The 13,663-nt window shown below is 41.1% G+C and carries 9 protein-coding genes; 4 read left to right on the plus strand and 5 right to left on the minus strand.

Annotation, left to right across the window (positions count from 1 at the left end):
* The coding region (locus VE944_RS08245; protein WP_324974982.1) for a hypothetical protein at positions 1-183 on the plus strand (183 nt) is incomplete at its 5' end.
* A 29-nt stretch (positions 184-212) separates the two neighbouring features.
* On the opposite strand, the gene cruG is transcribed toward VE944_RS08245, so the two are convergent.
* Positions 213-1,442, minus strand: a complete 1,230-nt coding sequence (gene cruG, locus VE944_RS08250; protein ID WP_324974986.1) for a 2'-O-glycosyltransferase CruG — start codon at positions 1,440-1,442, stop codon at positions 213-215.
* A gap of 131 nt (positions 1,443-1,573) precedes the next feature.
* Entirely contained in the window at positions 1,574-2,485 is a 912-nt protein-coding gene (cruF, locus tag VE944_RS08255) for a gamma-carotene 1'-hydroxylase CruF (protein WP_324974990.1), read from the minus strand.
* Between the two features lie 431 nt (positions 2,486-2,916).
* Between cruF and VE944_RS08260 the strand changes: the two genes are divergently transcribed.
* The 3 genes from VE944_RS08260 (at position 2,917) to VE944_RS08270 (ending at position 5,761) form a co-directional block, all read left to right on the plus strand.
* The gene (locus VE944_RS08260) at positions 2,917-4,002 is read left to right on the plus strand and encodes an ABC transporter substrate-binding protein (RefSeq protein ID WP_324974993.1); all 1,086 of its coding nucleotides are present in this window, start codon (positions 2,917-2,919) and stop codon (positions 4,000-4,002) included.
* Between the two features lie 85 nt (positions 4,003-4,087).
* Positions 4,088-4,981 carry an ABC transporter permease gene (locus VE944_RS08265; RefSeq protein WP_324974996.1) on the plus strand — a complete coding sequence of 298 codons (894 nt, stop codon included), beginning with the start codon at positions 4,088-4,090 and terminating at the stop codon, positions 4,979-4,981.
* Between the two features lie 54 nt (positions 4,982-5,035).
* Positions 5,036-5,761, plus strand: coding sequence for a Uma2 family endonuclease (locus VE944_RS08270; RefSeq protein ID WP_324975000.1), 726 nt, complete (start codon positions 5,036-5,038; stop codon positions 5,759-5,761).
* Positions 5,762-5,910: 149 nt separating this feature from the next.
* On the opposite strand, the gene VE944_RS08275 is transcribed toward VE944_RS08270, so the two are convergent.
* The 3 genes from VE944_RS08275 to VE944_RS08285 all read right to left on the minus strand — a co-directional run bounded on the left by VE944_RS08275 (position 5,911) and on the right by VE944_RS08285 (position 13,555).
* Positions 5,911-9,606: a hybrid sensor histidine kinase/response regulator gene (locus tag VE944_RS08275; RefSeq protein ID WP_324975003.1), complete on the minus strand. Its 3,696-nt coding sequence runs from the start codon at positions 9,604-9,606 to the stop codon at positions 5,911-5,913.
* Between the two features lie 219 nt (positions 9,607-9,825).
* Entirely contained in the window at positions 9,826-10,215 is a 390-nt protein-coding gene (locus VE944_RS08280) for a four helix bundle protein (RefSeq protein WP_324975006.1), read from the minus strand.
* A 31-nt stretch (positions 10,216-10,246) separates the two neighbouring features.
* Complete coding sequence (locus VE944_RS08285) at positions 10,247-13,555, minus strand: GAF domain-containing protein (protein ID WP_324975008.1); 3,309 nt, start codon at positions 13,553-13,555, stop codon at positions 10,247-10,249.
* Positions 13,556-13,663: the final 108 nt, after the last annotated feature.

The raw sequence follows: 13,663 nt of genomic DNA on the forward strand, positions 1-13,663 counted from the left end.
GGACAAGGGGACAAGGGGACAAGGGGAGGAATTCAGATGGGGATTCAGACCCCACCTGATTTAAGTCCACCAAAAAGTGGTGGGGGTCTTAAACCCTTGGGCGTTGCCGCACGACTTGGAAATGGGGAGACAATTCCCCAAATCTCCTTGTCTCCCCATCCCCAAGTCCTCTTTGATAACTAATGCCCAATACCCAATCCCCAATGCCCTACTCACAAGTCAGCACTATATTTGCGTCCTCGCCACTCGCGTGGCTTGTGGAATGCAGACAAGAAGATTCGCAGCACAGCTAAGGGATCAGCAAAAGGGGAAAGCCAGAATAACCAACCACCTTTTGCGCTTTTGCGATCGTAAGAAGGTGCGATCGCAATTAGCATAGCAAAGCGAATCACCACCAAAAATAAATTTAGTCCCAGCAGAAGAAGTGGGGGAGTGGGTAACGCGATTAATCCCGTTTGTAGCGAGTACGAGAGTGGGGGAGAAATCAACAAAAAAGTAAGGACTATTAAAAGAGGTAGACCTTGCACAGATGTGAGTAGCCATAAATCTCCCCACAACTGCGAACGAGAAGTTGCATCTTTGAGATCAAGACTCCGCCCCCATTCCTTCCACGTCTCCATCGCCCCTTCATACATCCGTACTTTCAGCACCTTTGCGCCATCTAAAAAGCCTACCTTATACCCTTTAATAGCAATATTTCGCGCCAAAGTGACATCATCACAAAAAGAACTACTCGCACTGCTATAGCCACCCACAGCAGCTAAAACGGAGCGGCGACACAAAAAACACTGCCCATTTGCCATCACCCGTTCTGGCTGCTCTGTATTGATCCCAGCCGGGTCAAATCGGTAAAGCAGAGTCATCAACAAAGCCGGTTGTAGCCAGCACTCTCCCGGATATTTGAGGATAAACTGGGGTGAAAGGGAAACGAGATCATAGCCCTGTGCTTCGGCTGTCTTCACCAAACCAGCAACCAAACCAGGATGCGGTTGAATATCAGCATCCAGCCCCAGAAACCACTGACTACCCTCAGAGCTAAATAGAAAGCCGTTATGCAACGCCCAAGGACGCCCCACCCAACCAGGGGGCAAGGGGTCATCTGTCATCACGCGAAAGCGCGGATCTTTCTGCTGTGTCGCTTTTACCAAGTCCGGTGTACCATCAACAGACTTGCTGTCTACAACAATAATTTCCCGAACTTCGTAGCTTTGATGACTTAAACCAGCTAACAACGGGCTAATGCGAAGCGCCTCGTTCAGCGTGGGAACGACGACACTAACCTTACCCAAAAGCTCCAGTGTCGGCTGTTGCGGTTCTATTGGAGGAAGCCGTCTTGGCCCCTTTAGCAGGCGCGAAAATAGAATCGCCGTTGCTGGTACTTGGATAAGTAGCAATAAAAGGGAAATGGCGCTTTCTACTATCAAAGCGTTGTCATTAGTCATTAGTCATTAGTCATTAGTCATTAGTCATTGAAAAAGGCAGAGGGGTGGGGTTTTGCTCTTGCAGAGGGGAAAATTCTTCTTCCTTGCTCCCTCATCCCTATTCCCCACTCCCCACTCCCTAACTTATCGGCTTATTTCAAGGCAACTTTAACGCTTCTTGCCACCGAGACTTCCTTGTTTGCTGGTTCAACAACAACTGGAATAGGAGTGGTTGAACTGCTTAACCACAGAGCCACGGCGGGAACTACACCAAGGAATAAACCGAGCAACACTGGGATTGAGAACCCAGCGGCCAAGCTTAGTCCGGCGGCAAAGGCAAAGTTAGTTAAATAAACGACTAAGGGTAGATTAAGTTGCGATCGCTCTAATTTAATCGAAGCGTTTCTCCACAACAATCCTGCCACAGTCATAAACAGGGCACTAGTACCAAACCAACCTGCATAGTTCTGGTAAGGTGTGCCAAAGAAAGCTCCTGGCTGTTCCCAATACCAAAAAGGCAGAGAAGTTTGACTCATAGCTGGCTCAAGGGCAAAATCCCAGCAAGTGAAGAGTAAAGCACCAACGGCTATAGCCGCAATATGGCGTCCCCAACTAGGTTTTTGTGCCACTTGCAAACCAGTTCTCGCAATTAAATAAGACGACAGCCCAACATAGAACCAAGATAAAGGAATTGTGAAAGGAACTAGCCCCGCAATCTTATAACCCAAGCCACTTAAGTAGCTATAATCACCAAATGGAAAACCCGTGCTGGTTCCCAGTAGTTCACTACCCAAGGAGATAAACATAGCCGGCAGCATAAATGCCAGCCAAGTTCCTAATCCCAGCGTTCGGTAGGCATAAATAGAGACAGCTATTGTCCCTAAGATGATATCAACTACACCGCCACCTGCCATACTTAACTGTACGGCAGTTTCTCCAACCTGCGATAAGTTGAAAAGTATTTCGGCATTAGGTACGACCAGTAGCATCCCTACCAGTCCAAAGGCTTTTGACACGATATGACCAATGAGGCATACGCGTTCAGCAATAATAAGTTGTCTCATGATAATTCCTTAACAAGATGTGACACGCGGCTACTCGGCTGCTAACAGTTTACAAATGTTTAACAACATATTTAAATACTTTGTACCGCAATTCTCTACAAACTTGTTTGGCTTTTTTAGGAAGAGCATAACAGCCTACTGATTGAAGCTATAAGAAAAAAATATGATGATAAACTTACTATTCTAAGCTATATAGTCAAAATCTATATAATTTCATCTGTAAAAACTTCTGGTTTGTTGTCCCACTGATACACGTATGATGAACAACTCCTTCCATACAGGTATCTCCTTGAGGCAGGACAAGCATCAGAGATTAAGAAAGCCCTACATACAGTAAGTGTGAAGAATGACACATTTATCCTAAAAAATCACGGCAGTGGCTACTAGGTATACCGTAATCTAGAGGTTGTCGATGAACAACTTCTAACTTAATGACTAACAGACGGGAATTTTTCAAAGGGGTGGCAGCGCTTTCTGGCTTATCTTTAGCTGGTTGTGGCTGGAGGCTAGCTGAAGTCCGTGCTAATTCTAATACTTCGGGTCAACGTGACCAACTTTATATCTTTACCTGGACGCAATATACTGACAACCAATTATTGAAAACCTTTAGCACCCAAACCGGGATGAAAGTGCTAGCGGATGTGTATGATTCCAATGATGTCATGCTGGCTAAATTACAAGCTGGAGGCGGTGGTACTTACAGCATCATCTACCCATCCGATTACATGGTGCAGAAGATGGTAAACAAAGGTTTATTAACAGAAATAGATCACGATCGCTTAATCGGTTTAGAGAATTTATTCCCCCGATTTCAGAATCCTAGCTATGACCCGAATAACCGATATAGCATCCCTTTTAACTGGGGGACAACAGGTTTACTTTACAATTCCGAAAAAATCAAAGATGCACCACAAGACTGGGATTACCTTTGGCGAAACCAAAAGCAACTTAATCAGCAGATGACCTTGCTCAATGATGTTCGAGAAGTTATGGGTGCGACATTACGGATGCTAGGTTACTCTTACAACTCAAAAAATGAACAAGAAATCAAACAAGCTTATGAAAAGTTGAAAGTGCTAAAACCTGCGATCGCACGTTTTGACACTGACGCTTGGCAAAATCAAATCCTGGCGGGAGATTTACTATTGGCAATGTGCTATTCAGCAGATGCAGTGAGAATCTCTCAAGAAAACCCTAAACTCAAATATGTAATTCCTCGCAGTGGTTCTTCATTATGGACAGACACTATTGTAATTCCTAAAACATCCCCCAATGTAGCTGGAGCCTATGCTTGGATTAACATGATTTTGCAACCAGAATTAGCAGCCCAAGTCAGTCAACGTTTGAATATTTCTACGCCTAATAGTACTGGATTTGAGCAATTGCCAAAAACAATTCAAAACAATACTAATTTATTTCCCTCAGAGTCACTTCTAGCAAGTTGTGAACGTGTTACTCCTGTAGGAGAATTTGAAGAGGTTTATGATCGCTATTGGACTCAATTAACTAGTGGGTAAAATAGTTATGAATTTGGGAGTGGGGAATGGGGAATGGGGAGTGGGGAGTGGGGAGTTAGGAGTTAGGAGTTAGGAGTTAGGAGTTATGAATTTTCAAAAAAGTGATATTTCTAAAATAGAAGAATTGCATCGCCCACGAGGAAATTGGCTGCAACCTTTGGTATTACTTGCACCATCTGGGATTTGGTTATTACTTTTGTTGGTGCTGCCAACTTTGATAATTTTCCAGTTAAGTTTAGTTGCAGACATCCGGCCAGGAGATTTGGTCAATCCTAACGGATTCAAAAACTACATTAGAATATTTGACCCTCTTTATGTGCAAGTAATTGTGCGATCGCTATTTTTTGCGTTTGGCACTACAATAATTTGTTTAATTTTGGGCTTCCCCGTCGCCTATTGGATTGCTCAGATAGCGCCGCAGCGTTGGCGGAATTTGCTGCTATTAGGCTTTGTGTTGCCTTTGTGGACTTCCTCGTTACTTCGTTCTTATGCTTGGATTACAATTCTTCGTCCTACTGGTTTATTAAACAGTTTACTCAGCAATCTAGGCTTGCCTACTTTGCAATTACTTAACCAAAGTCAAGCTGTATTTATTGGTATGAGTTACAGCTTGTTACCCTATATGGTTTTGATTTTATATGCTTCTCTCGAAAAGCTAGACAAGCGGTTGCTAGAAGCGGCGGCTGATTTAGGTGCAAATCCGGTGGAAACTTTTTGCCAAGTAACCGTACCGCAAATTTTTCCTGGAATTGCGGCTGCTTCCATGCTTGTATTCATCACAGGCTTGGGGGATTTTGTCGATCCAGAATTACTTGGTGGTGCTTCTAGTATGACGGCGGCGCGGTTAGTTTATAACCAGTTTCTAGGAGCAACGCAAAATTGGGGATTTGGTTCAGCTTTAAGTATGACGTTAATTTTGCTTGTTAGTATTGCGATCGCACTTTTAATTAAGTTTGGCGAGGCTGCACCCAAACGCTAAACTTTTCGTCACTCATATATAATAAGGGCATCAAACGCCAACGAGACAACGGTTATGCTCTCACCTGATCTCAAAAATGCGTTACCAACTACTAATGAACTTCCCTGTTCAGACGATACGCCAGTGGATAACGAAGATCAAAATTTTTTGCCCAATATTTTACTTTTCTTACTCAACTCCATTTGGGCAAATCGTATGGATTGGTACTTCGGGGTAGATATGGGATTATATCACACCACAGGAGTAAATCCCAGAGTACCTGTAGTGCCAGATGCTTTTTTAAGTGTGGGAGTAGAACGAAAAAAGGGTGGCAAATCACGCAAAAGTTACGCAGTTTGGGAAGAAAATGGGATAGTTCCAATATTCACATTAGAAATGGTATCCCACACCCCCGGAGGTGAATATGACGAGAAGCTAGATATATACAAAAAACTCGGTGTATTGTACTACGTAATTTATAACCCTGAGTTTTGGCGACGCGACCAACATCAACCCTTTGAAGTGTATAAGTTAATAGAGGGAAACTACCAACTACAAATAGGTGAACCTTATTTAATGCCAGAGGTGGAGTTAGGTATTGGGCGACACCAAGCTGTAATTGCGGGGATACAACAGGAGTTTTTATGTTGGTATGATGAGCGAGGAAATCGCTATTTGACAGATGCAGAACAAGCACAACAAGAGCGATCGCGGGCTGAACAAGAACGACAAAGGGCTGAACAGTTAGCGCAGTATTTACGTTCTCTAGGTGTAGATCCAAATAATCTACCTGGTGATTAAGGCGATCGCATTTCCCAAAATATCAAACCGCAACACGAGAGTCATTCTTTCTTGAGATACCACACCCACTCTTTAAGGTGGTTTGGATTAGCCTTTAATCAGAAAGTTTTTTCGGCCACGTTAGAGAATGCAGACTAATGACTAATTCATTAATCATTTCCCACCGCGACTAAATGGTTTAAATCATCTGTATTACTGTTAACTAACTCCTTAATTGTAGAAAGAAACTCATGTTCTAAATAAGGCTTAGTCAAGTAAGCCTTTGCACCCAATTCTTGAGCAAGCTGGCGATGTTTTTCAGCGCTGCGAGAAGTGAGAATCACTACAGGTATTTTTGCTAAATTGGGGTATTGACGGAAATTGCCCAACAACTCAAAACCATTCATTCGTGGCATCTCTAAATCGGAGATGACAATTTGTATTTCTGGATGTAACTGTAACTTTTCTAGAGCTTCTACACCATTTTGAGCTTGTATTACTTGATAACCAGATTTTTGCAGTGTGAGAGAGATAGTTTGGCGCAGACTAATTGCGTCATCTACAACTAAAACAACTTTTGGTAATTTATAATCTGGCTCTTGAGAGTAACTGGGTTGGGTTTCTTTTGGTGAATTATAATCTGACTCTTGAGAGTAACTAGGTTGGGTTTCTTTTGGTGAATTATTATCTGGCTCTTGAGAGTAACTAGGTTGGGTTTCTATAGTTGTTGTGGAAGTAGATGCAGCAAGTAATGGTGTAGATGAAAAAGTCTGTCCTGATATCGCTAAGGCTTTTTTATTTGACAAAGAAGGTACTGGTAGCGCCATAATATCAAGTGTTGTTTGTTGAAGTTCGCTAGATAACAGCAATGAAGCATCAATCACTAAGATGAGATTACCATTAGCTAAACTACTACAACCATAAATGTATTTTGGTGGTGCGATCGCATTTCCTAAAGGTCTGATTACCAGTTCTTGTTCACCAATTATTTGGTCTACTTCTAAAGCAAACCTTCCCTGATTTCGTCGTAGCAAAAGCACCGGATTTTTCGCTACGCTTGGGTCGTGATTACTTGATGTGTTGTATAAAATATCATTATTAAAGCATGAGTCATTATAATTAATCAACTTTGAAAGTTGACGGAGGCTGACCATAGTTTCATCATCGTCTGTACTCAAATGTAAGACTTTTGTACCTTCAATTTCTTTAATTTGCTGCTCAGAGGGAATCAATATTTTTTCGATACTGTCCAAAAGAAGAGCATAAACAACACCTTTGGCTTGAACTAGCATTAATTTTTCGGTAGTCATAGAAAAAGGAATTTTGAGTATGAATATTGTTCCTTCGTTGGGTAAGGATTGAACTGAAATTGAACCATTAAGTGCGTTCATCTGAGTCCGCACGATATCTAACCCCATACCACGCCCAGAAATTTCACTTACTTTAGCAGCAGTAGAAAATCCAGGTGAAAATATCATATCTAACAATTCAGATTCAGCCAGATTAGAAGCATAGCTGATAATTTTTTCTTCACTTTGTATGGGATACAATTCAGCAGCTTTTCTGCGAATTCTGTCTAAATTTAATCCCTGTCCATCATCCCGAACCTCGATAACGGTTTGGCTACCCTGATGATAGGCGCGGATTTCGATTAACCCTTGTTCTGGTTTACCAAACTCTCGGCGAAGTTGCGGAGCTTCAATACCGTGGTCAAAAGCATTACGTACTAAATGTAATAAGGGATCGTACAGCTTTTCTGCGATCGCTTTATCAACTAGTACTTCAGTACCACTAAGTTTTAATTCTACAAGTTTTGCATGAACATTCCCCAACTTATTTACCATGTGGGGAAAGCGATTCAGGATATTGCTTAAAGGCGACATTCGTGCGTCTACTAAGCTATCTATAATATTAAGAGTTAAATTTTCTTGTTTGTCACCAATTTGAGCAGCTTGCGTCACTAGCAAGTCAAGAGACTCCGTGGTTTCTTGTAGTTGCAGTGTCTCTTCTATCGCTTCGTGCAATGTCATCTGAAAATCTGTATATATATCCATTTCTAAAGAGTCAAAATTCACTGCAAAATTTTGCGTTTGTTGTGAGGCGATATTTTGTCTTTGTAATGGTAAATCACGTAATTCATTTAAAGTTGTTTGGTGTCTAGTGAGTTGCTGGATTAATTGGTCAATTATTTCTTTGACTTGTTCATCTTGCAAACTATGCCGTTTTTGGTAAATCAACGATTCCCCAGCTAGATAATTGAGGTGTTGCAATCTCTCTGTATCTACTCGAATAAATGAAGGTTGGCGAAAGTTTTTAGTTTGAACATACTCTGATTTATCTTCTATTTCTTTATTGATTTGTGTAGCTAAATCAGGCATGACTTCAATAGCTGTTTCAGGAGGATTTACAACTTCTTGCTCATTGACAGTTAATGAATCAAGCTTTACTGAAGAATCATCATTCGTGGTTGTCACCACTTGCTCTGTAAGATTTTCGCTAGCTTCTTCTCCCCATATTGCTTCTAGTAGGTTCTCAGTTGTTTGAAAAGATACATTAGGTATTTCTTTAATAACTAAGAGCGTTTGTAACTTGGGACTATCAAGCCAGTTTTTCTCTTTGCTAGTAACAGGAGGATAGTTTTTATATTCTTGTGCTAATTTATGAATTCGCTTTTGTAATATTTTAATGACTGAGATGTAGCTGTCAGATTTATTAACAGAATACTCAAAGTTGGTGATAGCGAATAAGATGATTAGAATTATCCCATGTCGATAAATACAAAGGCTTTGACTATCTTCTTCATCTTGAACAAAATCAAGAAATTCTTTTAGCCAATTATCGATATAATTAAGTAGATTTTCTTTTTCTAATCTGGGAACCATTAAATCAAAACTAAGCTCTGCCTCTGGTATTTGGCTCTCGTGATTAAACCAGCCAAAAATGTAGCGAATGACTTTTAAATAAAACTTGGCAGTTGTTGGCTTTACTGATTGGTTTTTATTACTATCAGATGTAGTGATAAATTGGTAAAATTGTTCTTCTGAATTATTTTCTAATTCTTCAGATAACTCATTATTTGCCACTGTCGTGAGTTTTTGCAAAGCTGGAGAAGTTTTTCCACCAGATGTGCGATCGCCTTCTAATACCAATTCTTGTGCTTGTTGCAAATCTGCAAGGGCAATTTCTGCAATTTGCTGCACCTGAGTGGGGTTTGCTTGCAGCGCTGACAGAATTGTTTGAGAAATTTCTCCCAATCCAGGTAAATTTAGAGATTCTGCTAAACCGAGAAACACCTCAGCTTGAGAATGTAAAAACTCGATAAATTCGTCATTACTTGGTGGATTGTTAACAGCTTCAGCAATACTGTTTATACGTTGTTCTACTCCCACTTCAAAAACGGACTGGACAATATCAAATCCCAATTCTTCAGAAGTGGGAATATGAGTCTCAGCACCAAATGCATCACCTAGCTTTTCTTGCAACTGTGCAAACACTGAGCTGGCTCGATGGAGCAATTCTTCATCATTAACACTACTGCCGATTAACTCGCTATTTAATGCTATGCTAAGACACTCATAAGCTTGTAATAAAAGTGTTTGTAATTCGGCATCAACTACCACTTTTGGATTATATAGAGCATTAAATACATCTTCTAGAAAATGGGCTATCATCTTAATTACTTCTAGCCCAACATTAGCAGCGCCACCTTTAAGTGTATGAGTAGCCCGCATTAAGTTATGAACTTTAGCAGTGCTATAATCTTCCGATAAACTAAATAGTTCTTGTTCAATAATTTGGACTAATTCTGGGGCTTCAGCCAGAAAGTAAATGTATCCTTGTTCGCGGATTTCGTTATCTGTAATCATAAATGGGGAGTGGGGAGTGGGGAGTGGGGAGTGGAGAGTGGGGAGTGGGGAGTGGGGGTTGGGGAATGGAGAAGATTGAAATTTATGTCTAATGTGAATTGAGAGGTGAAAACCTTTCAGCTTCCTTGATGATTCCAAAATCATGGTTTTGTCCAAGCCTGGAAACCCTTATGCAAAAATGGGATTTTTTAATTCACATCAAGTGTAATTTCCTATCCTCTATTCCCTACTCCCCTTATTTTCTAAAGAACGAATTAAAGCACGGAGTAGTCTTCCTACTGATTCACATTGCCTCAAAATAGGGGTGACTAGTTGAGTCTCTGTAAGTCCAATTTTGGCTCTAGCTGATAGTAATAAGTGAGTTTCGAGTTCTTTGAGAGAGCCTTGTGCTATTCGGAGAAGTTTTATGTATTCCGGGTGATACTCTCGCCCATAGCCCTCAGCTATATTTGCTGGAATTGATACAGCTGCTCGACGAATCTGTGAAGTCATTCCGTAAAATTCCTCTTTTGGAAATGCAATCGTTAGCTGATAGCAAGCTTCAGCTAAATTCATGCCTTCTTGCCAAACTCTTAAATCTTGATAAGATCGAATTTCAGAAACTGTCATTTCCCACTCCCCACTCCCTATTCCCTATTCCCTATTTCACTTTAAACTTACTAGCAGTTGTTAATAGCTCTTGCGCCATCCCTGATAAATCTTGGAACACACTAGCAATTTCTTGAGATTCAGCAAAAGTCTTATTAGCAATTTCTGCTACATCTTGCATTGATTTTGTGACTGTTACAGATTGCGTCATTTGTTTTTGAGTCGCTGCGGTAATCCGCTCGATTAGCTGACTAATTTCGGCAGTTGCATAAACGATCGCATTCAAGTTTTGGCGAGTATCATTGACAAGATTTGTACCTTCTACAACCTGCTGAATACCAGTTTCCATTGCTACTGCTACTTCTCCGGTTTCTGCTTGAATCTCCTGGACTAATTTTTCTATTTCGATGGTTGCTGCTGCTGACTGGCGAGATAAAGAACGGACTTCATCAGCTACAACTGCAAAGCCTTTGCCATATTCACCTGCGCGGGTGGCTTCAATGGCTGCATTCAAAGCCAGCACGTTTGTTTGTGTGGCAAAATTACCAATCAAATTAACCACTTTGGAGATCTTTTGCGAAGATTCACTGAGGCGTTTAATCTTCTTGCTGGTTTGAGCGACGGTTTCACGAATTCCTTGAATTGCTTTTACAGTTAAGTTCATCGCAGTATCGCCAGACTCAACAGTTTCATTGGCTTGTTGCAGTGCTACTTGCACTAACTCAGCATTCGTCACCACAGCTTGAGTAGAGTCCACCATCTGTTGAATCTCACCTAAAGCTGCGATAATTTCCTCAGATTGTTGTTGTGCTAAATTAGTCAGTCCCGTTAGTGAAGCCTCGCTATTACCGGAAGTTTGAGCAACTTGTTGAGCAGCCCCCTGTACCTGAAGAACGATTTGCCGCAGTGCTTGCAAGGTATTATTGTAAGCATCGGCGATCGTGCCTAGTTCGTCTTCTGTAATGGGTGCGCGTACTGTTAAATCGCCGTTGAGGGCGGGTCTAAGGGCTGTTAGCAGTTGAATAGATCGTTGTTGTAGTAACTCCTTGGCTGCCTTTTCTCGGGCTGCGGCTTCTGCTAATTTGGCTGACTGCTCTTGTACTTGTTGCAAATATTCAGTCTGTTGTAATGCTAGCCCTAACTGGTTGCCAATGCGTGCTAACAAGGTGACTTCCGATTCATCCCAATCACGAGTTCCAGAATTTTGATAAGCTGCTAGCAATCCCCACAATTGTTCCCCGGCAAATACAGGAACAATTACATAAGCTTTAACTTCAAATTGCTCTAAAATTTCAATATGACAAGGAGAATGACCTACCTGATAGATGTCATTAACAACAAAGTTTTCCCCTTGGGCATATCGACCCCCTTGAGTTTCTTGTAAGTGGGTATCTTCCCAGACAGTCTTCATATCGGGGCCTACCAGTTTTACCCAAGTATGAGCTACCGATTCTGCTACAAATTCACCAGCCCAATTAGGGTTGAAGCGATAGACTGCGACGCGATCGCATCGCAGTAATTGCCGTACTTCTTGAGTGGTTGTTTTGAAGATTTCTTCTACATCTGAAGATTGCCGAATCCGGTTACTAATCTTGGTGACAGATTTCTCTTGTTCCGCTATCTGAGCTAGTTTGTCAGATTTCAACCGAACTAATTCCAAATAATCTATCTGTGATTTAGCTAGGCTAAATTGTAAGCTAGTCTGAACCAAAAAGTTAACTTCCCAGCTTTCCCACTCACGGCGGCTAGAATTTTGATAAGCTGCCAGCAAACCCCACAATTTCTCCCCGAAGAATATAGGAACAATTATGTAAGCTTTGGCTTCAAACTGCTCTAAAATCTCAATATGGCAAGGAGCAAGCCCTACTTCATAGATGTCATTAACAACAAAGTTTTCGCCTCTGACATATCTACCTCCCTTAGTTTCTTGTAAGTAGGTATCGTCCAAAACGGTTTTAATATCAGGGCCTACCAGTTTTGTCCAACCAGTACCCACAGACTCAGCCACAAATTCTCCACCCCACTCAGGGTTAAAGCGATAGACTGCGACGCGATCGCATCGTAGTGATTGACGCACTTCTTGAGTGGTTGTTTTGAAGACGCTATCTACATCTAAAGATTGTCGGATGCGGCCTACTATCTTAGTAAAAGCTTTTTCTTGTTCAATTATTTGAGCTAGTTGCTCAGATTTCTTATGCATCTGTTCTAGATATTCGCCTTGTGAGATAGCCACACCAAATTGCAGTCCAATTTGGGTTACAAAGCTTTCTTCCCAAGGTTGCCAATCACGAGGCCCAGAATTTTGATAAGCTGCCAGCAAGCCCCATAATTTCTCTCCAGCAAATATGGGCGCAATGATGTAAGCTTTCATTTCATACTGCTCTAAAATATCAATGTGGCATTGAGCATGACCCATTTTATAGATGTCTTTGGCCACAAAGCTTTCACCCTTGGCGTAACGTCCTCCCTGGGTGTCTTGCAAGTGGCTATCTTCCCACACCATATAAAAATCAGGGCTGACCATTTTTACCCAGCCATTACCCACTGACTCAGCGATAAACTCGCCACTCCAGTCAGGTTTGAAGCGATAAACGCCGACGCGATCGCATTTTAGTAATTGACGTACTTCTTGAGTGGTTGTTTGAAAAATCTTATCGACACTTGATGCCCGCAAAATTTTGTCAATTACTTTAGCTACAGATTTTTTTGCTAGTATACGCTGTTGTTCTTCTCTTTTGAATTCAAAACTCTGCAATTTGTAGATCAGTTCTGTTGTAATTTGGGATAGTAGGCTAATTTCTACTTCTTGCCACTGCCGCGTTGATAAGCAATTATTTACTACCAGTAACCCCCATACTTTACCTTCTACTACAATCGGTAAACTCAAACTAGCTTTGATTTGAAATTTATCTAGGAGTTGCTTTTGATAAGGGCTAAGTTGAATCTGACTGATATCGTCAATAACTACAGGTTCTATATAGTCTTGATTGGTATATAAACCAAAAATAATTCCGGGAATATTTTCGCCTAAAGTTGGTGTCCAACCTAGTGTTCTTGATTCCGCTAAAACATTACCTGAATCAAAGGAAGTAAACTGATAAATTAAGGCGCGATCGCAACCAATTTTTTCTCTAATCTGCGCTACAGTAACTTTGATTAGTGTATCAAGGTCTGGCGCTTGGCTCATGTGAGTTGCGATGTCTTGCAACTGTCGCCGCCAAGTTTTAAATTCCTGAGCGATCGCGTTTAATAAGGATATTTCATTGCTAGGAATATTTGTTATATCAGCGCTCCCATTCAGATTTTGTACTTCCGAAATTAGATCCTGTTTTTCATGGCTATTGCTATACAAAAATGTCATTAGATTTACCTCAAAATTTGTTAGAGTAGTAATTGGTTATTAGACAGTTAAAAATGAACTAGTATTTGCTTATTAATGATTAGGAATTGTTAAAATATTATGCCTAAT

Origin of the sequence: Nostoc sp., from assembly GCF_035638895.1 — a bacterium.
Classification (GTDB): domain Bacteria; phylum Cyanobacteriota; class Cyanobacteriia; order Cyanobacteriales; family Nostocaceae; genus Nostoc.